Below are 18952 nucleotides of genomic sequence, written 5' to 3'. Positions count from 1 at the left end.
ATGGAAGACTACGCTTTCTATAAACGGATTTTGATTGAGTGCAGCACGACTATCAAAAATCAGCATCCAGCCGTTGCCGCTGAGATGTTTGAGGTGATCGGCTCTAAGACCTACCTGCGGTTGTTGGTCGATCGCCGTAAGTACACCCCCATTGAAGACGAACTAAAAACCGACTACATTTTTACAGGCACCGGGACGATCGCACCTGTGGGAGTCTCCAAGCGTGGCTTTGATGCCGTTTGTGATTATCCTGATGCTGAAGTTCTAGGGCTAGTTCGACATCTAGCGAAGGCTTGCACCTCTGCCAATCTGCGGCAGTTTACCCCGATCGAAGTGCTGGATTTCTTGGCAGAACTTGACCCGATTCCGGCTAATCGGCGCGTCCTCAATGGCGAGTTCTACACCCGCTGGCTAGGGCGGATCATGTCGATTCAGCCGAAAGGGTTTGGGGTGGGCTTTGGATCAGCGCTCTATGGAGAGGGGTTCTCGCTGAAATTCAAGCAGGGCGATCGCTCTTTGAGCCTGTAAGTACGTACGTTCCCTGAAAGCTTTGTGTGAAGTGGCACTTAAACAGAGTAGAAATACTTGAGGGGTTCGGCATGTCGCTTTAATAGAATGAAGCCACCGCCTCACTTTCAAGCTTCTATGCATATCATCTCCGGTTCGGCTTACGCACATCCTCAGAGAGAGATTGGCATCTGCGGCGTAGCGCTGTTGGTTGCCATTCGCAGTTTACGGGTCGATCGGGCGCTGGGCATTGCGCGGCTCAATCGTGAAATTGACGGCTTATCACGCTACCCTGAACCCGAAATGCGACGGATCGCTCAACTGGCAATGTCGTTTCTTTCCCCTGCGGATCTTGCCATGCTGCGAGAGGTGCAGAGCGAGGTTGAGTTCGGCGTGCTGTCCGGCGCAGCAGACGATAACCGGGTGTTGGCGGCATGACAGATCTTCATCAGCTACCCCAAGCGATCGCCCAAATCCAGCGTCAGGCATTGGCTCAAGAGGGTGAGATCCGATACCTCAAAGCCACGCTGACCACCTTTGATCGGGAAATTGAAGGGACGATCGCCTTCGATCCTGAGCTGAAGAACGAGTCTCAGCGCAAGGCAAAGAAAGCTGAATTGCAGGCTGAAGAGGACTATCAAGCGTTATCAATTAAGCTGCAACGCGCTCAGGATGGGCTAATTGAGCTACAAATCGAATCAGAGCTGTTGAGATCTCAGCTCTCTATTTTAAAGCTGGAGATGCGTGGGGCGATCGCTCGACTGGAAGCTGAAGCCGCGTAGCCAGACGCAAACGGACTGAGGCGATCGGGCATCTTAGGGGCATCGCGCTTCATCCCCTATCCAATGAATCAGCCTACAGAATTTCCTTGTCCAGAAACCTGCCCTAATCGCAAAGCCACCGGGCTAGATCTGTTTGGCTGGCACGTTGACCCGCTAGAGCTAGTGCTACATGGCATGATCCTAATCTGCCTGGGCATCCCAGCCGCCAGGGCATCAGTAAAAGAAGACTTCGGCATAGAGCAAGGGCTGAAGTGGCTAACCGCGATCGCTGGGGCCAGCACCCTGATCCGCATGAGTCCGACCGATCGCATTGATGCTTACCTGAAGCTCAGTGGCAAGGGTTAGGCTAATGTGGAGCATCCTAACTGGCTCGATAGCCTCATCAAATGGATTAAGAAAAGTCTGGGATTCAAGTCAAGCGATCGTCCAACGGTGGAAATCCTTGACGAGTATCACGCAGACGGAATCAGCGTATTTCAAATTAAAGACGGCAGCATACCCGGATGCTGCGACCTCTGGCGAATTGATAGACACCATGAACGAATCCGATTTTTCATCTGCTGCATCAATCTCCGATCTCTACGAGCCGACCTTGCTCTCATGGGAGGCAGCAGCACTATCGCAAAGTCTGGGGGCGGGGGATTGGTTGGAAATCTCAACCAGCAGATGCAGCAGCAGAGCGCCATTGCCGCTTCACATTATTGGGTGTCCGGTTGGAGCAAGACTGTTAGCAGTGTGGATAGTAAAGGTAGACCCTATCAAACTCAACGCACTAGCGGCGTTCAGCTTGTGGCTGTTGATCTTCAAGGTGCTGCTGACCAGTTTGCAGGAGACAAGTATATCAAGCGCTTTGCTTGGAAGATTATCAAACAACTTGCCGCCAATGATTTCAGAGAACTGGAACACCACCGCACCTGGCAAGGCGCGGTAAAAGCGATCGATTGGGTGCAGTGGTTGACGGGTTTGGCTCAAAGTAAAGGCGGCATTGATCCGAACCACAATTTGCAGCCCTTGAAGCCCGATTGCAGGAAAATAGGTGATCGGCATCGGATGGGCAGCTAACGGAGCAAAACCCGGCAGGGCAAAACTCCTGAACCTGAACCCTAAAATCTAAGGTCTGACAACATCTATTTTGCGACATTCAGTTTTGAGACATTCACAAAACAAGGCATAGCCAGTTATCGGCAAAAGTTTTACGACATTGGGGCGCTGCAATCGCCCCATAGCCACCGGGCACTCTGGGAGAATCCTAACCCTTGTTTCCCGTGTCCTCACTTGCCCTTGCATCCCAAATCAGTCCAGCCGACCTTGAAGCCGATCGCCGTCTGATTGAGATGTGGCTGCACGGGCGACCGCTTTCAACCCAGCGCACCTATCGAGCCACCATCAAGCCGTTTCTGGGAGCGATCGCTACTCTCAAGACGGTGACACTAGAAGAGGCGCAAGCCTATACTTCCAGCCTTTCGGACAAGTCCAGCGCGACTCAGGCGCACGCAATCCGGGTCCTCAAGTCGCTGTTTCGCTATGCCCATGAAACGGGCTACCTGCCTTTCAACGTCGCAATCCCGCTGAAATCTCCCAAGATTAAGGACACTTTGGCAGAGCGCATCCTAGAGCCTGTAGAGGTATTGCGCCTGATTGATGCAGTCAAGCAAAGCCCACGCAACCACTTGATGCTTTACCTCACCTATGCGTCTGGCTGTCGGGTAGATGAGCTGGTGGGTTTGAAATGGCGCGATGCCAAACGGCGATCGGACGGTGGGCAAATCACGATCTTCGGCAAAGGCGGCAAAACCCGCACGGTTAACCTGCCCGCAAAGGTTTGGCGATCGCTCTCTCAGCATCAGCCTGACCCATGCAGCCTGGATGATCCGATCTTCGTTAGCCGCAAGGGTGGGCACATTACGCCGCGTCAGGTGCAGCGCATCGTCAAGCAAGCGGCTGAGAAGGCGGGGCTGTCTCCAGAGATTTCGCCTCACTGGTTGCGCCATGCCCACGCCTCTCACGCAATGGACGCGGGTTCACCCATGCATGTTGTCCAGAAAACCTTGGGGCATACCAGCCCAGCCACGACCGGGCGCTATCTGCATGTGCGTCCAACTGAATCATCTTCCAAGTATCTACCGCTTTAGCAGCATCGGATACCAGAGTCGCGATCGCCGCCCAGCGCTATAGGTATAGTAGACCTTGCCATCAGCTCGGAGCAGGTTGAGATGGCGTAGCAAAATAGTCCTGGTGATACCCATTTCTTTATGCAGCGCCGGGATATTGCTTCCCGGTTTGCTGATAACAGCATCTAGAATTTGCCGCGATCGCTCTGACGTGGCACAGCCTCTAGGTTTCATCGATGCCCAAGTACAGGATCTCTAAACACCAGCAGCTTGATCCGGCAAGGACAGACCACATCGACAATCCAGATATGGGACTGCTGACCTTGGGGCTGCTGAAGCGGGGCGCGAGGGTTGCCCGTGCTAATATTGCCGCTGCGTTCGATCCCAGAAAAGATGCTGCGACGGTTGATATGCCGACCGACTTGAGGCAGCAAGCTATCTAAATTCATGCCCATGCCGATCGCCCATTGGCAAGCTTGCCAGTAGTCGGAGAAGCCGCCGCTGGCAAAGAAAGTGCAGTTCAAGTACAGCTCTGATGGCATCTCGCCGCTGCTCAAATCTTGAGGGGTAAGGATGGCATAGCGCTCACCGCTGAGCGGGTCAGTGCTGCGGAAAGGGGTGGGCAGGTCAAGCGATCGCACCAAGTGAGCATGAACCTCTAAAGCAATCTGGTGAGCAGCTTCGGCGTATTTGCTAGACATAGGGGAATGGCGGCGGGATAGTGACGGGTGGAATGGGCGGAAACTCAACAGTGATGGCTTGGGCAATGCGGAAGTCGAGCGTTCCGAAGGTGTCCGCGTCTTTGATGCTTTGGCCCTCTAGTTCGCAGTCCAGCTTATTGATGCCATCAGGCGCGATCGCCCAACCTCCCTCGGTCGCTGAATAGAGATCGAGCCAGCGACGATTCACCTGGCAAGAGTAACGATGGGCGCTGACCTCTTCGCCTGACTTGAGGTTCCGAGGTGTCACGCCCAAATCCACAGCACTATTGATTTGCACCTCGATCCAATCCTGCCCAATTGGGCGGAAGTAGAGCCGGGTCTGAAGGAATCCGAGGCGGCGATCGATCCGAGAGAGGCGATCGTCTACCTTGCGAAGCCGCTGATTCACGTTGGGCATAAGAAAGGGGCTGAACAGCCCCCAGGAACCATCAGCCCTAATATGCCCAATAAAAAACCCGCGCAGTCGGCGGGCTTCGGGTGGGTGGTGAACGATTTATGCTGCGGGCTTCTTAGCAGCAGTTTTTGTGGCTGGCTTCCGAGCCGTCTTGGTTGCCATTCTCTTAGCGACTGGCTTTGCGGCTGGAGCTTCTGCACCATTGACCTCTGGGGTAACTTCTGCGATCGCCTCAGTTGTCCCCATCCCAGCGATCGCCATTTCCAGCTTTTGCCGCATCAAATTTAGAGAATCTTTGATGGCAGACTCAGGCAAAACGAACCGCCCCTGGCTATAGCGCCATGCGGATTGGGGTACCGCTTCCAAGATCAAAGAGCCGATCGCATCGTCTGATTGCTGCGTCACTTTCTGAACCTGCCTTAGCACCTCTTCAAAGGTTCCTTGTGTCGATCGCCCACTCTTTGCTGCGCTAGGTGCCTTAGTCTCTGTCTTGGTTTCTGTGCGCTCCAGGGTTGCCGTTGCCATAAGATCTTCTCCAATCGCATTTAGATCCGATTCTAGGTCAATATTCGGCAGAACGCATAAGAGTGAAGACTCCCACACTTTTTCATCGCAGAACCAGATCGAAATTTGGGATGTGCCCGTAATGCAGTAGACCTGCTCTTCTAAAGCACTGTCACCCAGCAAGAGATCGACCTCCGCCTGATAATTGCAGTAGATCTTCAGTTCATCATCCATAAACAAAAGGGTGGTGAACTTTGTTGCCTGCACTTGTTGGCGAAGGCGCTCAAGCTTCATCTGGCAAAGGATAGCGATGTCTTCCGAGGTGAGTTCCATACTTTAAAGTTGGTTGAGTGCTTGGGTGATTTGAGCTTCGATAACGGCTTCCAGCTTGCTGCTGTCTTCGGCGGCTGGATTGACCAAAGGATTGCCTTGCAGAGAGCGATTGCGATCGGGTCTGGCATTCGGCGCGGCTAGAGGGTAGTGATTGATGCGGTAGTCTACGGGGCTAGCAACAGTCACTTCAAGGCTGTCGGGGGTTGCCCGTTGGACGATCGCGTAGGACTCTCGCAAGCGACCCGATTGCACTTGAACGTGTTCGCGGATGTCGGTCAAGGCGATTTCAGCGACTTGGTTCAAGCCTTGCGCGATCGCCCCATTAATCTGCTGTTCTAAGTCCATTCGCCTTGCCTCTAACCATTGCCCCTAGACTGCCCAGAGGCTAGTGGTTTTGCTCGATTGGGCAATCTGAAGTACAGACGGCTGCCCAGTCGTCAAAACGCACCCTAAGCCAGCTACAGCGCCAAAGTTGGCGGCTTTGCTGCATACCTCCACAAAAGTTCAGTAGAGCTACTTAAGAACGACTCAAGGCATGGAACACCCCGCACGATCGCCCTCTCGCCTGACTCCAGGCGGCTTCAGACCAGACCCCTCAGTAGAGCTACTCAGTTGTGCCTAGAAAGTTTGAGCCAGAGAAACACTGTGGAGCGATCGGCAAGAACGGTCAGCCTTGCACCCGCCCCAAAGGATCGGCAACCGATCATCCCGGTGAGGGCTGTTGCTACCTGCATGGGGACGCGGCGATCGTGCCTGTTGATGTGCCTGTGGAAGCGATCGCTGAGGTGGTCGTTCCCATCGCTGTCCGCCATCCCAACAAAGCCAGACCCGCCAATCAGAACGCGGTCAAGCATGGGCTATATGCCAGAGTATTGACGGGCGCGGCGGCAGTGCGGTTTGAGGCAGTGCAGCAACATGATCCGGCTTCCATCCTGCGAGAAAGTTTCTGCATGGTCCATGCCCGTGCCCTAGGGCTACTGGAAGGAGAGGGCAAGTTCGATCGCCAAGCTCAGACCGTTCTGGAAGCTTGCACCGTGCTAGTTGAGGCAGGGGAGCTGTCCGAAGATTTTGTCAAAGAGCTGGAGCTGCGGCTCTTGAATCTGGACATTGAGCGCCTTGCCCGTATCCTCAACAGCACGGTCAACCTGGCAAATGCGGCGGTATTTCATGAGCGCATGGGCAATTTGCAGCGGCAATACGATCGCCTGATGGGATACCTGCAAGATTCGGTGAGATTGGGCGATCGCTCTATTAAGGAGCTGGCACTGCAAGCGATTCAGGAGCTGAAGCTTGAGGCAGGATTGCCGCTGGAGGAGCTAAATATGGCTTTACAGGCAATTCAGGAGGTTAAATCGGGTGAGGATGAGGAAGAAGCTTGAACTTCCGTACTACAATTGCGCTTAGCGTAGAGTTTAGGGGACTTCTGGCTATGAATAAGGCGGAACTCGTGACGGCGATCGCCACCAAGACGGAATTTAGCAAGAAAGATATTGATTTGGTGCTATCAGCGGCGATCGAGGCGATTCAGGGCGCTGTTGCGGCTGGAGATAAGGTGACATTGGTAGGGTTTGGGAGCTTTGAACCGCGTGAGAGGGCGGCTCGTGAGGGGCGGAACCCTAAGACCGGAGAGGCGATGCAGATTCCAGCGAATACGGTTCCGGCATTTTCGGCAGGCAAGCAGTTTAAAGATCTGGTGGCAAGATAGATTTTCCTTCCAAATAGATGTCAGATAGCGCTTCTCAGGTCAGGGGCGCTTTTTTGCACGTCGCAAAACGGAGATGGGCACTGTAGGGATGTTGAAACCGATCGCCCCTCTATGCCCCGTATTCAAACCGACTGGCTACCCACAGAACAATTAATGACCGCCTTTCACCCGCTGAACCCGATTCAGCATGAGGTCGAGGGCGATGTAAAGGATTTGGCGCTCTCGCTGTTGGAGGGCGGCTGGGTTGAGCCGATTACCCTAAATCAGCGCAATGGGCGGCTGGTAGGCGGACATGGGCGAGTCGAGGCGGCGAACTGGCTCTTGCAGCAGTCTGAATCGTGGTTCGAGCATCGCTGGCAGCTATGGACGGCACATCACGAGGGCGGCGTAAGCGATGAAGAGCGTTTCACCGCAGAGTATTGGCAGAAGGCGCTAGTGCTAATGGTGGATCTGAGTGAGGCAGAGCATGAGGCAATGCTGATCCGCCTGAACGACACCGAGAGCCAAGGCAAGGACGACCCGGAGAAGTTGAAAGCGCTGCTAGGACAGCTCCCCGGCAGGTTAAAGCAGCTAGCCGGGTATAGAGAGGCGATAAGTGCTTCACACCCACAAGTGACCGCCCCAGAACCCCAGACCACCGAAGACTTTCAGGACAAGCAGCGGTTTGAAGCAGCAGGAGCGATCGATTATCGCGTCGCCGATGCACCGGAGCCAGACACGGCAGAGTATGCCAGTGGGGACGTGACAGAGTATGACGATCCGGATCAGGCGGGTGAATGGATTGAGGACGAAGAAGAGGATGAGCCTATTGAGCCGAAAGCGCCGCCGCCTGTGAGGGCTTTGTCGGTATCGCTGACCTGGGCACAGTGGAAGCTTTGGAATACCTGGAAGCGTGAGAACGATATCTCCAAGGATACCGATGCGTTTGTTAAGGGGCATGATGCCTATCAAGTTGTGGAGGAACCCGCCGATGCCTGAACTGAGCTTAGAACAGTGCTTTGCGCTAGCGCACTTAGAGAAGGAATGCGAGCAAATGACGCTCGATCAAATCCGCGATCGCCTGATTCAGACCTACGAGCGCACTTTGCGAATGGAAGCACAGTATCGCGCTGCGCTTAAGAAACAGTGGGGGATTGGCGATGCCTAAGAAACCGGAGATCCTTTATAAGACCGTCACTGAGCTGATGGCGCGGCATCACGAGGATAATCCTCGCGTCCACGGTTGGGATGCTGATTTGCCCAAATTGGTCAGGAGTCTCCTATTCTCAGGCTGGTGTGAGTTGCCCTCCTACAACGAGAATAACGATCGCCTCATCGGGGGGCATGGGCGCGTCATGGCGGCTGAGTGGATGATTCAGCAAACGAAGGCTTGGTATGAAGAGCAATGGCAATCCTATCTAGCCGTCAATCCTAGGGGCAGCAAGAAGGATAGAGAGCGGTTTGACGCGGGGTACTGGCTAAAGGTGCCTGTGCGGGTGAATCGTCTGGATGACTCGCTGCACAAGGCAATGATGGTGCGGCTCAACAACCCAACCAGCCGGGGACGCACTAAGGAAGATATGAGGACGCTGCTCCTGTCGCGGCTGACTCCAGCGGCTCAAGACATTGCCATTCCCGACCCGGAACGCCGATCGCGGCTATTGGGGGCGATCGCCACTAAACGGGCTGAGGGTGCAGATGCTGAGGTGATCGAGCAGCAGGAACAGGCTGAAGGGATGGCGCGGGTGCAAGAGTCGCTAGCGGGTTTCGTGCCGCAAGAACCCAGTGATGCACCGCCCTCAGCTTTTGCGCCTGTGGCAAATCCCCAGACCTCTGCGGATTTGGATGCAGCCATTGATCCGGAGCCAGTCATTGAAGAAGGCGGGGCGCATTACAACGAAGATCCGGAGCCGGGGAAGAAGAAAGCGATCGCTTACCCACTGGCGATCGTGCTGTCGAATCGGCGCTGGCAAGAGTTTGAGGCTTATAAGGCGGCGATCGGGGTAGTCAGTGACCAGGTGGCGTTCCTCAAGGGCCATGTCGTATTTAATCAGAAAGAGGAAGAAGGCGATGAGTGAGAGTCTGAGTGTGTTTTGGGGTGGGCTGTTCAACAATGCCTGCATCCCTCTAGAGATGAGCTTGAATTGGTGCAGTATGGGCTGCTCTTACTGCTTTGCCAATCTGAACAGCCCTGATCGCACGGGCAACATGAGTCAGATCATGGGGCTGATTAGCCAGTTTCAAGAGAAGAACACTTACGCGGCGGCGCTGCTGCGATCGGGTTATCCCGTTACCCTTTCCAATCATGTCGATCCGTTTGCCGACAGCAATTCCCGTCAGGCGCTCGTCATTCTGGAAACGATGACCGAACTGGGCTTGCGCTACTCAATTCAAACCAAGTGCGGTAAATCGGGCTATGACTTTCTGAAGTTTGCATCGCCAACGGTGTTCTATATCTCGATCGCCACCATGGATGAAGAGGTGCTGCGGCGTGTCGAACCCGGTGCGCCATCAGCTAAAGAGCGGTTCAAGTTTATTGAGGCGGCGCGAGCTGCGGGGCATCGGGTTTGTGTAGGCATTAACCCGGTGGTGCCGGAATGGATTGGCGATCCGAATCCCCTATGCAAAACGCTGGCTAGTATTGGCGTAGAGAGCGCCTGGGTGCAGCCGCTGCACTTGAGCTGTCATCATGTGGACAACATGAGCGATCGCGAGAGAGCGGCAATGGGTGAAACCGTTCTGAAGCGAGGGCGCAGGTTCCGCAAAGACCTGGAGATGAAAGAGGCTTGCACCCGCACCCGTGACGCAGCGGTTGAGCATGGGCTAGAGGTTTATGACGCGCAGCAGCGAGAGCGATCGGATTACTTCAGACCCTACAAAGAGACGTATCCCAAGACTTTCCCGCTGGTTCAGGACTTTGTAAACCACTGTTATGACAAGGGATTAGCTCCGAATGATCCCATCTACTTTGAAGATTGGCGAGACTTTATGCTGCCTCAGCTTCCGGCTGGTGTGCATCCGCTAAGGAACCACTTGGGAGCGGTGCAGTATCAGCAGTTTTGGCGGAGCGATCGCAACGATGAGATCCCGCGCTACATGACCTATGAGACGTTTTTGGAGATTACCTGGAATAACCATGACATCGTGTTTCATCCCTGCCATGTGGGCTGCTTCACGCTAGCAGGGGGCGCTAAGAATGAAGAGGGCAAGTATCCGCTGCATCTAGACGATAACGGGCGCTATATCCTGCTGTTCCGTCCAGACGGCTGCTATGAGCGTGCTGCTGAGTGGGAGATGTGGTGATTCTTCTCGTTGGCTGACTCACTAGACGCATAGCAATTGAGCGATCGCTGTGCTGCATCCCCCTTTAAAGACTCTGATGCACTAACCACTTTGCGCTTTTGCATCCTGGTTGCCCTCTAGCTAGTCTTTCAATCCAGCGGCATCTGTAATCACTGTTCCAATAGAATTCGCAAAGAACTCAGGCGGCAGACCGCAAGCAAGACCAAAATTCAAGCACAAATGCAACCAAAGAGTATCTTCAGTACCAATAAATAGTCCCTTTTCCTCGTCCTTAGGAAATCGTACATAATCCCTCATAAGCACAGGTAAGCCTAGCTGTTGAACGTGTTCTCCCCACGAGTCGAAGTCGTAGAACGGTACATGCCTCCACACACCATTAAGTTCTAATGCCACCTGAAAGTCAGTCAGGCTTGTTGTCTCACCAAGCCACTCCAGATAGTAATTCGCCAAAAAAGCAATCGTCAGCCAGATTGTGCCGACATTAAAGAATTTGAGGCTTGTATGGTGTCTACCACCTTTTATTTCAAGTCGATCAAGAATTTGCTGACGCACTATGGGTGAGCGAATTTTTGAAAAATCTTGCAGTTCAATTTGAGATAATGGGATAAAGATTTTTGCCCTACCGAGCGAGTCAAGCTCCATGGTGAGCGAGTGAAATGCTTCGTTCTGAATATTTGTGAGTCGGAGTACCACAGAGCTAGGAGTTGGATGGGCCGCATTAAACGCTATGTTTCCTGATATTGTTGTCGCCTCAGGATTACTAAATAATGGAATCTGAATTGCTTTTTCGCTGGCTTTGAGTAAACCTTCAATTACCGATTTAGAACGTACATCAGGATGGTCAGTTAAGCCTAAGGGATATGGAGAAATATAGATTTTCAACCAACCATCCTCCTCAGCATTGCTGAAAGTGCGATCATCTTTTGAAAATCGTGCAAATTGTTTTGAAACTTCTTTTCCTCGTTCAACAAGCTGATCCACGGCATAACGACTCGATTCTGGTATGGGGTCAGAAGAATCATGAGTACGTCGATATAATCGTCCATCTCTTGTAATGAACGGAGTCTCCTGTTTATCAGGAATATGTACGACAAGCACTAAATTTCCGGTATCGAGCGTAATGACCTGTGGAAAAAAGACAGGCACCGGATCAATATGGTGCTTAACCAAATCGCGAACGACTGAGATTGGATCATGACAGGATGCAGGGTCAAAGCCGGAGACTACTGCTGCAACATTATGCTCATCAGTCTTGATCCCTACGATGTACCAACCACCATAAGTATTTGCAAGGGATGCCAAACTTCGACCTATCTTTGTTGAGTTCGGCATCTCCCCTTTGTACTCGACGTAATAGCCTTCCGCTACTTGCCGTGTAATTAAGGTCTGAAGATCCTCAGGCTGAAGTGGTTCTCCAACTGCTTTGTCAAAAGGGTTATAGCTCATGTAATAAAGTGTCTAAAGGGCACTGAGAAATCTGTCGTCAAACATAAAGACGTTAAATATCGCAAGATTTGCAACTGCTCTAAATCGATCGCCCTCCTATTCACTGCATTTTGACCTTAATGATAGACGAGGAGACTTTGTATGTCCGCTCTATGCCTTGCGTAGCTAGGGCAGCTAAGGAACTTTGGGGGGATTGCTCTTGAGGTTTTGGGCATCATAGACCTAGCAACCCAAATGAGACTCCTAATGTCGAGTGGTTCGCTGCAATATCTCGACTAAATTCTAGGAGTCCAAAATGGAAGATTTGATTTGTATTCAGCAGAGCAACGGCGCTCAGGCTAGCAGCGTTGATGTCACCGCTAAAGAGCGGGTTTTGGCAAACGGCGCACGCGCTTACCAAGCAGTTGACAATGCTACGGGCGGCAACAGCGATCGCGGCAGAAACTCTGGCTTTTCTTCCTTCAGCCGGACTGCCAATCGAATCACTGGAAGCGCTGCAAAATCGCAGGAATCAGCGGCTAAGAGCCTCCTGACTCGCGCTCAGCGTCAGATGCAGAGCGCAACAGGCGCTGCGAAAGATAAGGCTAGCAAGTTCTTGGCGAAAGCTAAAGCTAAAGCGGCAGACACCTTTACTGCACCCGTCAGCGCAGCGCGATTGGTTAATTCCAAGTCCAAGAAGTCTCAGGCGGGTAAGCGCACGACCTCCAGCCGGGTCAAGCAAGCCGCGTAGTTTAACTTCTCTCCTCACACACCAAGCCTCGATCGCGGTTATCCTGATCGGGGTTCTTTTTGCCCCTAAACGGGTAAGGTTCGGTTGACTTGGGGTAGTACCTAAAACTCTGTAAGGACGGTTTAGAGGGGGTTTTAGAGGGGTGTAGAGAGATGGAAAATAGGGAGATTAGAGGTAAAGAAAACCCCGATCCTGAGTACCAGAATCGGGGTTGTACACCACAACTTGAAGAGGCAGCTTAGCCTTCAACTTCCTCCACTTCAGCCTCACGTTCGATGTCCACCACAATCCGATCGCTCTCAAAGCATTTGCGGAAGGCGGCAGAGTGAGAGGGATTATTGGGAGTCCAAAACTCATGCAGTAGACCGCTCTTGAGGGCGATCGGTTCAGAGAACATCATAGGACGTTCCAGGATCACCCCCCAGACATCACCATTGCCAGCGGCGGCAGAGATCTCGGCAAGGCTGACCGGATAGCCGTGAACCTCTGCCTGGTAGTCTTCTTCCCAAGTTGCCGGGGTGTACTTTTTCACTTCCTTGATGAAGGCATAGCCCAGGATGCTGTTCATAGGTGCATCGGTGCGATCGATCTCCAGATCTCGCAATCCTTTCATCATCTGATCTTCCAGTTCTCCAGAAACTTCGGTGGCATGGATGATTAGATAGCGCCCTTCAAACTCGCTGACATCTTGGGAGTAAGGAATCATGCTAGTGATGGCACAAACCGCCTCAAACGCCTGATCCGGACGCAGGGATACTGCGACGGCGCTCTTGATTTCATCCAGACTAATTACGTGATTGGGCATAGGTGTTTTGACCTCTCCTGCTAATTGCTTGAGCAGCTGCACCGTTGCCTCACTGCTTTCAGGCTCTAGCGTACCCACTTCAGGATGAACCCTGATAGGACGGGTGAAAGGAACGATCGCGTCTTTCGGTTCTGGCGCAGGGGCAACCACGGGCGATCGTCGTTCATCCGGCATCACGGGGTACCGCTCAACACCAGGTGCACTAAACGTATAGCGGAATGTGTCGCTCGTGAACTCAATGCCAGTAGCGATCGCGTTGATCCAGACCTGCTCACAAGTCCTAGCGACTGCCCTTAGCCATTTCTTAACTAGGTAGAAGGGACACAACACTTCAAACGTTGTAGGCTCAGGAGGAAGGACGATCCGCTTCCATCTGCCATCCAGGTTGTAAGCGGCGATCGTCGTTTGTTTACCGTCGCAGATGATACGGACGCAGCTCATTGCCTCGTCGTGTATGCGGAGCTTGGATTCGGAAGGGACGATCGAGTTGAGCTGCTTGAAGGCGGCGTAGAGCGCTTTGGCTTGCATGATGGGGAAGGTTGGTAGGGATTATGTTGATACGCGCCCCTAGTGCATCTAGGGGCGCGTATTTAGGCTATGCAGCTTCGGCTTGCTCGATTAGCCCTGCATTGGTCATCAGGAAGGTTGAAGCTTTTTGAGCGGCTGAAGCGGCTTTAAAGAACGCTTTGTTATCACCCTTTAAAGCTTGTAGCCAGTTGTCTAGGTAGCTAGCATGGTTCTCAATCTCAGACTCAATCCCCAACTCATTGCAGACAAACGCCGCGCCTAGTTCAGCGATCAGCTCTTCAAAAGCGTAGGACTGAGAGCCAAACCGACCGGAGAGATCGCGATCGCAGCGGCTGCTATGACCTGTCCAGTGAGTTAGCTCATGGATCAGGGTTGCGTAATAGGTAGCGGCGCTGGTGAAGTCTTCAAACTTTGGCATGGCGATCGCATCGCTAGAAGGGCTGTAGCAAGCCACATCACCCAAGTGTTTGACCGTGGCTTTCTGGGTTTGGATAAAGGATTCTGCATCCATCCGACGAGAATCTGGATTAGAACCGGATACAGATTTGAGGTGTTCTGACACCTTGCGATCGGCTTCAGAATCATCTAGACAGGCAATGTTGAAGACCTGTAGCCACTTAGCAGTGCCGAAGAATTCCTTTTCGGTAGAACCATCCTCTAGCTTGGTTTCTTTGCAGACGGTACCGCCCCAACGAAGCCAGGTGGACTTAGACCCTTTACGAACCTTCCAGCCCATCTCAGAAGCTTGTGAGAAGCCGATAAAGTAGGGTTGCTCATAGTCATAGGTCATCATGTCGATCGCGCAGAGTAGCGGGTTAATGCCCCGATAGGTATGACCTGAGATCAGATTGCCGTAGGGAACAGAGTGCCAGGGCTTCACCCAAGGTTTAACGCCTTGCTCCATCAACTGAACGATCTTGTCGGTAACGATCTGAAACTTGTCGGCAGCTTGCTTTTTGGTTTGTGCTTTCATGGTGGTTAATGCTTGTCGTGATTGGTGAGCAGGGAGGCGATCGCCGAAGCCGTTGGAAGTTGCGGCGATCGCTGTAGAAATCTATCTCATGCCTTGAATGAACAGGGTTGTAGCGATCGCCCGAAGTTCTGAGGGATCGTCTATTAGCCCTTGCATCTGCTGCTGGGCTGTCTCATAGCAGAATCGGAAGAACTTAGCGGACTGCTCAACATCGGCGGCGATCCGCTTCTTCGCCTGGTTAAGGGTCAAGGCTTCTTTGCCAGTAGCGGGAGCCTGGACAACTTCGGGAGCTGCTTCATAGGCGGCAAGCTTGAAGCCTTTACCGTCGTTGATGACCTGGACTTCCTGACCTTTCTTGAGTTGGGAAATCTCGCTGTCTGGATTACCCCAGAGCTTGATTTCTTCCCCACCGTTAGTGGGAGTAAGAACGACATTGACGCGATCGCCGTACTGACCTGGAAAGACTTTACCTGCGGGGAACTTGACCTTAGCGGTGGTGAGTGTGAGTGCCATTGTGATGAGGGTTGTGAAGGGTGGTAGGAAGCGATCGGGATGCCAGTTAACCGCCACTGGCAGGATGAAGCCTTACTCGATTCCGGTAAGCTCGATTACTTCGCTGACCCAAATATTGAAGTGAACTGAATCCTCATAGAGGTGAGAACCTAGAGCAAACATCGCCCCCATCTCTTGCCACTTAACCCGGTAGTGAAATCCTTTGGTGGTTCGATCGAAGCCTACGATCGTTCCTAGCCAGCCTTGTTGGGTAAGAATCTTGGTGCCGTTAGAGATAGGTTTCATTTGATTAACTCCGGTAGTGGTTTGCTTGTTTCTCTATATCCCTAATATATCCCGGATAGATATGGGAGTAATCCGTGATTATACCGATATTTATCCGGGATGTTTATGGGTTACAATCGGGAAAACAAAACGAGCTTTACGCCATGTCAGATCCTGAATATCCACCAGGCAAGCATCCTGCCTCGCTGCAAAACCTAGCTAAGACCTCTAGACCCGGTAGAAGCCAGAGCTATGGCGAAGCCAAGAAAACCCGCGAAGTGAGCATCACCGAAACGGGCTGGGAGGGAGTTAAAACACTTGCCCACGAGCTGAACTGCAAGAGCGTCAGTGAGTTAATTGAGCGGCTGGGCAGACGGGAGCTGCACATCACTGAAGAGTGACGCGATCGACCTTCTGACGCGGGGAACTGTAGAGCTGTCGCGCTCCATAGCCGCCCATGCTTGAAACCATCGTGATCTCGCTCTACATCCTCTCGGTTTGCGTCCTAGCCGATCGCTTCACTAGGAGCGCTTAGTGGGACATTGGGCGGCGCTGCTGCAGGATGAAATTGACTTGCGGCGGCAGGTAGAGGCAGAAGCTGACGTAGGCTGTACGCTGTTTGAGAAGTTCTCGCCTAGACCGGGTGGGCAAAGTCGGTTCTTTGAGTTCGCGCCGATCGCCAGCACCGAGCCGATGGATACGCGCTGGCTCGGCTTGATTGGGGGCATCGGATCAGGTAAGAGCCATTGCGGGGCAGCCTGGTTCTGTTCTCGGATGCTGCTTGATCCAGATAGCCGGGGGCTGGTCACAGCCAATAGTTATGGGCAGCTTGCGAGATCTAGTCTGATGACGCTGGCTGAGATTTGTAGAGACTTCGACATTCCGCTAGAGCCTTGGGTAAGTGGCTCTGTGGAAGATACGGCGTTAGCGATCGCCAATCGTCAGCGCTGTTACATTGGCGAGGATCGGGCGTTTGTCTATGTCCTGTCGCTCAATGCGTTTATGGGCAGAGTGCAATCAGCACGGGGTTTACAGGTGAGAACCTCGTGGATTGATGAGGGAGCTTATGCAGGTGAAAAATCGTTTCAGACGCTGGATGGAAGATTAGGGCGTGGACCCGGATTTCTCAAAGGGCAAGGGCTGATCACCTCATCGCCCAACGGCTTTAATTGGATTTACGATCGCTTCGCTGACCCCAACAGAGCTGCTGAACTCAAGGTTCTGTATGTGATGTTTTCTTGCTCAACCCGTGACAATGTGGAGTCGCTGGGCGAAGACTATGTGCAGTCGCTCGAAGCCAACTACACCGATGAGCTTGCCGCTCAGGAGCTTGAGGGTGCGTTCATTAACACCACTACTGGACGGGCTTACAAATACTTCGATCGCGCCAAACATGCGATGCAGGGTGAGGATGCTGAGATCCTGTTCTATGACCCAAATCTTGACCTGCACGTTAGCTTTGACTTCAACTACAGCCCTGCAACTTGCACCTTGGCCCAGGTTCGAGGGAATGAGGTGCATTTCTTCAAAGAGTTTTTCGTGATGGATTCAGACACTTGGGAGATCACGTCGATGGTAACGGAGGCGATCGCTCAAGGCAAACATCAAGCAGAAATCTATATCTATGGCGATGCGTCAGGTTCGGCGCGAACGGCGGTGAGTCGCCAAAGCAATTGGGACATTGTGTTCAACGGCTTTAAAGACATTGGCTACCACCTGGGCTTAGGTGGCAGGCTGCATCGGCGATTCGCTAAGGCGAACCCGCCCGTGAAGAACCGAATCAATAGCTGCAACTGCCTGTTCAAGGCTAATCGCGTGTATGTGGATTTGGAGCAGTGCCCAGAGCTAACGAAGGATTGGGAAGTGGTGGGCATCATTGAGGGGGAGCTGGACAAAACAGACCCGCTGCGAAGTCACTTGTCGGACGCAGCGGGTTATTTGATGCATACGCTCTTTCCCTACAAGAATGTGGCGATCGAGCTGCGGGGGAATCATGGGGCTGTTAAAGGGATTGCAGGTTAGGGCGCGGTGCGCCACTCGATCGCATCTAGATAGGGAATGCCAGCGGCTTCGGCGGCTTGGCGATCGCTTCCTGTCTAGGCTTCTCAGCACTCCGTTCTCCATTGCATCAAACTCACATGAAGAATCTGACGATTCGATATACTTTGTGAGAACCAACTACAAGTTGAAGGTGCATGAGAGACTTATTTTCCTGGAGACTTCGTCTATCTGAAGCTGAGGTTTCAAAGCTGTGGGAGAGCGCCATTTTTGTCTTTGATACAAACTTTCTCCTAGATTTATATCGGTTATCGCGCAAAACTACTAACGATCTTTTAACGATATTAGAGCGTATTCAAGACAGAATTTGGATACCTTATCAAGTGGCTGACGAGTTCTTTAGAAATCGAGAAGCCACTATTGACTCAGAAGCAAGGTCTTTTGAAAAAGCATTATCAGAACTGGAAAGCTGGAAACTTCAACAACAAAAATTTGGTAATCTTAGAGACAAACTCAGCAGCGCAGGAAGGACAATAGCTGCTGAATTAGTGTACTTCCTGAATGGACAAGAGAATTATCTTGACGAGCAAAAGCGTTATCTTGATGCAGTTGATGAGTTAGTAGAAGCCTCTCGAGAAAAAATTAAACAGATTGAGAGCGCTCATTTTCCGCTCAATGCAGATGAAGATCTTATTTTAGATAAGATCCTCTTGCTATTTGACTCGAAAGTAGGAAAAGCCTTTGATGACAAGGCTTTACAATCCTTATACAAGGAAGCCGACGAAAGATACGACCAATTAATACCTCCTGGCTATTGCGATGTCACAGACAAGAAGGGTAATGAAAAATACGGGGACTTTATTCTTTGGAAGGAATTACTAAACTTTGCAAAACAGGAATCCCGGCCAATTATTCTTGTGACCAGTGAAAAGAAAGAAGACTGGTGGATTAAACAACAAGATGGAAAAATTAAATCTCCACGTTTAGAATTGCGTCGCGAGTTCCAAGAATATGTGAACCAGCCATTTTGGATGTATCGAACTGGGCATTTTCTTAAAGAGGCTAAGGAGAAGCTTGAGATTGAGATTGATCCAAAATCGATCGAAGAAACGGATGCAATTGCCGATATTGAGTTAGTTGACGAAAAAAGGCGTGACACTTTAAGGCAAGTAGCTGAGCATATAGTGTTAAAGCAGCTAGGAGGCCCTAGTGCTGCCATTGAACAGATACTTGAGAGAACAAGGTTGCCGAACGCTGAAATGTTAGAGCAGCTAGGAGGCGCTAGTGCTGCCATCGAACGGATGCTTGAGAGAACAAGGTTGCCGAACGCTGAAATGTTAGAGCAGCTAGGAGGC

General features: G+C 52.1%; 26 protein-coding genes. 16 read left to right on the top strand and 10 right to left on the bottom strand.

The window, feature by feature from the left end; translation table 11 throughout:
• From AC5JMP_RS05415 to AC5JMP_RS05390, 6 genes are all read left to right on the top strand, one after another.
• Positions 1 to 528 carry a hypothetical protein gene (locus AC5JMP_RS05415; RefSeq protein ID WP_495850420.1) on the top strand — a complete coding sequence of 176 codons (528 nt, stop codon included), beginning with the start codon at positions 1 to 3 and terminating at the stop codon, positions 526 to 528.
• A gap of 117 nt (positions 529 to 645) precedes the next feature.
• Positions 646 to 945 (top strand): hypothetical protein, encoded by a 300-nt coding sequence (locus AC5JMP_RS05410; RefSeq protein ID WP_495850419.1) that lies wholly within the window; start codon positions 646 to 648, stop codon positions 943 to 945.
• Positions 942 to 1289, top strand: coding sequence for a hypothetical protein (locus tag AC5JMP_RS05405; protein WP_495850418.1), 348 nt, complete (start codon positions 942 to 944; stop codon positions 1287 to 1289). Before AC5JMP_RS05410 ends, AC5JMP_RS05405 begins: the two co-directional genes overlap by 4 nt.
• A gap of 63 nt (positions 1290 to 1352) precedes the next feature.
• The gene (locus AC5JMP_RS05400) at positions 1353 to 1634 is read left to right on the top strand and encodes a hypothetical protein (protein ID WP_495850417.1); all 282 of its coding nucleotides are present in this window, start codon (positions 1353 to 1355) and stop codon (positions 1632 to 1634) included.
• 6 nt (positions 1635 to 1640) lie between these two features.
• Positions 1641 to 2351: a hypothetical protein gene (locus AC5JMP_RS05395; protein WP_495850416.1), complete on the top strand. Its 711-nt coding sequence runs from the start codon at positions 1641 to 1643 to the stop codon at positions 2349 to 2351.
• A 203-nt stretch (positions 2352 to 2554) separates the two neighbouring features.
• Positions 2555 to 3421: a tyrosine-type recombinase/integrase gene (locus AC5JMP_RS05390; protein WP_495850415.1), complete on the top strand. Its 867-nt coding sequence runs from the start codon at positions 2555 to 2557 to the stop codon at positions 3419 to 3421.
• Here AC5JMP_RS05390 and AC5JMP_RS05385 read toward each other — a convergent pair.
• From AC5JMP_RS05385 to AC5JMP_RS05365, 5 genes are all read right to left on the bottom strand, one after another.
• Positions 3410 to 3634, bottom strand: a complete 225-nt coding sequence (locus AC5JMP_RS05385) for a hypothetical protein (protein WP_495850414.1) — start codon at positions 3632 to 3634, stop codon at positions 3410 to 3412. The genes AC5JMP_RS05390 and AC5JMP_RS05385 overlap by 12 nt on opposite strands.
• Entirely contained in the window at positions 3631 to 4101 is a 471-nt protein-coding gene (locus tag AC5JMP_RS05380; RefSeq protein ID WP_495850413.1) for a hypothetical protein, read from the bottom strand. The genes AC5JMP_RS05385 and AC5JMP_RS05380 overlap by 4 nt, the downstream gene beginning before the upstream one ends.
• Positions 4094 to 4519, bottom strand: a complete 426-nt coding sequence (locus AC5JMP_RS05375) for a hypothetical protein (protein WP_495850412.1) — start codon at positions 4517 to 4519, stop codon at positions 4094 to 4096. The genes AC5JMP_RS05380 and AC5JMP_RS05375 overlap by 8 nt, the downstream gene beginning before the upstream one ends.
• Before the next feature lie 96 nt (positions 4520 to 4615).
• Positions 4616 to 5353, bottom strand: a complete 738-nt coding sequence (locus AC5JMP_RS05370; RefSeq protein ID WP_495850411.1) for a hypothetical protein — start codon at positions 5351 to 5353, stop codon at positions 4616 to 4618.
• Positions 5354 to 5356: 3 nt separating this feature from the next.
• Positions 5357 to 5698, bottom strand: a complete 342-nt coding sequence (locus AC5JMP_RS05365) for an HK97 gp10 family phage protein (protein ID WP_495850410.1) — start codon at positions 5696 to 5698, stop codon at positions 5357 to 5359.
• 269 nt (positions 5699 to 5967) lie between these two features.
• On the opposite strand from AC5JMP_RS05365, the gene AC5JMP_RS05360 reads away from it, so the two are divergent.
• The 6 genes from AC5JMP_RS05360 (at position 5968) to AC5JMP_RS05335 (ending at position 10340) form a co-directional block, all read left to right on the top strand.
• Entirely contained in the window at positions 5968 to 6732 is a 765-nt protein-coding gene (locus AC5JMP_RS05360; RefSeq protein WP_495850409.1) for a hypothetical protein, read from the top strand.
• Between the two features lie 50 nt (positions 6733 to 6782).
• Positions 6783 to 7058 (top strand): HU family DNA-binding protein, encoded by a 276-nt coding sequence (locus tag AC5JMP_RS05355; RefSeq protein WP_495850408.1) that lies wholly within the window; start codon positions 6783 to 6785, stop codon positions 7056 to 7058.
• Between the two features lie 111 nt (positions 7059 to 7169).
• The gene (locus AC5JMP_RS05350) at positions 7170 to 8036 is read left to right on the top strand and encodes a ParB N-terminal domain-containing protein (RefSeq protein WP_495850407.1); all 867 of its coding nucleotides are present in this window, start codon (positions 7170 to 7172) and stop codon (positions 8034 to 8036) included.
• A complete protein-coding gene (locus tag AC5JMP_RS05345) occupies positions 8029 to 8205 on the top strand; it encodes an NblA/ycf18 family protein (RefSeq protein ID WP_495850406.1) in 177 nt (58 codons plus the stop codon). The genes AC5JMP_RS05350 and AC5JMP_RS05345 overlap by 8 nt, the downstream gene beginning before the upstream one ends.
• The gene (locus tag AC5JMP_RS05340) at positions 8198 to 9115 is read left to right on the top strand and encodes a hypothetical protein (protein ID WP_495850405.1); all 918 of its coding nucleotides are present in this window, start codon (positions 8198 to 8200) and stop codon (positions 9113 to 9115) included. Before AC5JMP_RS05345 ends, AC5JMP_RS05340 begins: the two co-directional genes overlap by 8 nt.
• Positions 9108 to 10340, top strand: coding sequence for a radical SAM protein (locus AC5JMP_RS05335; protein ID WP_495850404.1), 1233 nt, complete (start codon positions 9108 to 9110; stop codon positions 10338 to 10340). Before AC5JMP_RS05340 ends, AC5JMP_RS05335 begins: the two co-directional genes overlap by 8 nt.
• A gap of 120 nt (positions 10341 to 10460) precedes the next feature.
• Here the strand turns inward: AC5JMP_RS05335 and AC5JMP_RS05330 are convergent, their stop codons facing one another.
• Complete coding sequence (locus AC5JMP_RS05330) at positions 10461 to 11786, bottom strand: AlbA family DNA-binding domain-containing protein (RefSeq protein WP_495850403.1); 1326 nt, start codon at positions 11784 to 11786, stop codon at positions 10461 to 10463.
• Positions 11787 to 12081: 295 nt separating this feature from the next.
• On the opposite strand from AC5JMP_RS05330, the gene AC5JMP_RS05325 reads away from it, so the two are divergent.
• A complete protein-coding gene (locus tag AC5JMP_RS05325; protein WP_495850402.1) occupies positions 12082 to 12516 on the top strand; it encodes a hypothetical protein in 435 nt (144 codons plus the stop codon).
• 238 nt (positions 12517 to 12754) lie between these two features.
• On the opposite strand, the gene AC5JMP_RS05320 is transcribed toward AC5JMP_RS05325, so the two are convergent.
• The 4 genes from AC5JMP_RS05320 to AC5JMP_RS05305 form a co-directional block, all read right to left on the bottom strand.
• The gene (locus tag AC5JMP_RS05320) at positions 12755 to 13849 is read right to left on the bottom strand and encodes a hypothetical protein (RefSeq protein WP_495850401.1); all 1095 of its coding nucleotides are present in this window, start codon (positions 13847 to 13849) and stop codon (positions 12755 to 12757) included.
• A gap of 67 nt (positions 13850 to 13916) precedes the next feature.
• Positions 13917 to 14822 (bottom strand): ArdC family protein, encoded by a 906-nt coding sequence (locus tag AC5JMP_RS05315; RefSeq protein WP_495850400.1) that lies wholly within the window; start codon positions 14820 to 14822, stop codon positions 13917 to 13919.
• Positions 14823 to 14903: 81 nt separating this feature from the next.
• The gene (locus AC5JMP_RS05310) at positions 14904 to 15392 is read right to left on the bottom strand and encodes a hypothetical protein (RefSeq protein WP_495850399.1); all 489 of its coding nucleotides are present in this window, start codon (positions 15390 to 15392) and stop codon (positions 14904 to 14906) included.
• 15 nt (positions 15393 to 15407) lie between these two features.
• Positions 15408 to 15620, bottom strand: a complete 213-nt coding sequence (locus tag AC5JMP_RS05305) for a hypothetical protein (protein WP_495850398.1) — start codon at positions 15618 to 15620, stop codon at positions 15408 to 15410.
• Between the two features lie 143 nt (positions 15621 to 15763).
• Here AC5JMP_RS05305 and AC5JMP_RS05300 point away from each other — a divergent pair, with 143 nt between their 5' ends.
• The 3 genes from AC5JMP_RS05300 to AC5JMP_RS05290 all read left to right on the top strand — a co-directional run.
• The gene (locus AC5JMP_RS05300) at positions 15764 to 16000 is read left to right on the top strand and encodes a hypothetical protein (RefSeq protein WP_495850397.1); all 237 of its coding nucleotides are present in this window, start codon (positions 15764 to 15766) and stop codon (positions 15998 to 16000) included.
• Between the two features lie 133 nt (positions 16001 to 16133).
• Entirely contained in the window at positions 16134 to 17621 is a 1488-nt protein-coding gene (locus AC5JMP_RS05295; RefSeq protein ID WP_495850396.1) for a terminase large subunit domain-containing protein, read from the top strand.
• Positions 17622 to 17794: 173 nt separating this feature from the next.
• Positions 17795 to 18952 (top strand): PIN-like domain-containing protein (locus AC5JMP_RS05290; protein WP_495850395.1); only part of this gene is annotated, 1158 nt, incomplete at its 3' end.

This window comes from Drouetiella sp. (genome assembly GCF_059504425.1).
Note: the sequence above shows the minus strand (reverse complement) of the source record. Positions and strands in the feature narration are given on the sequence as shown.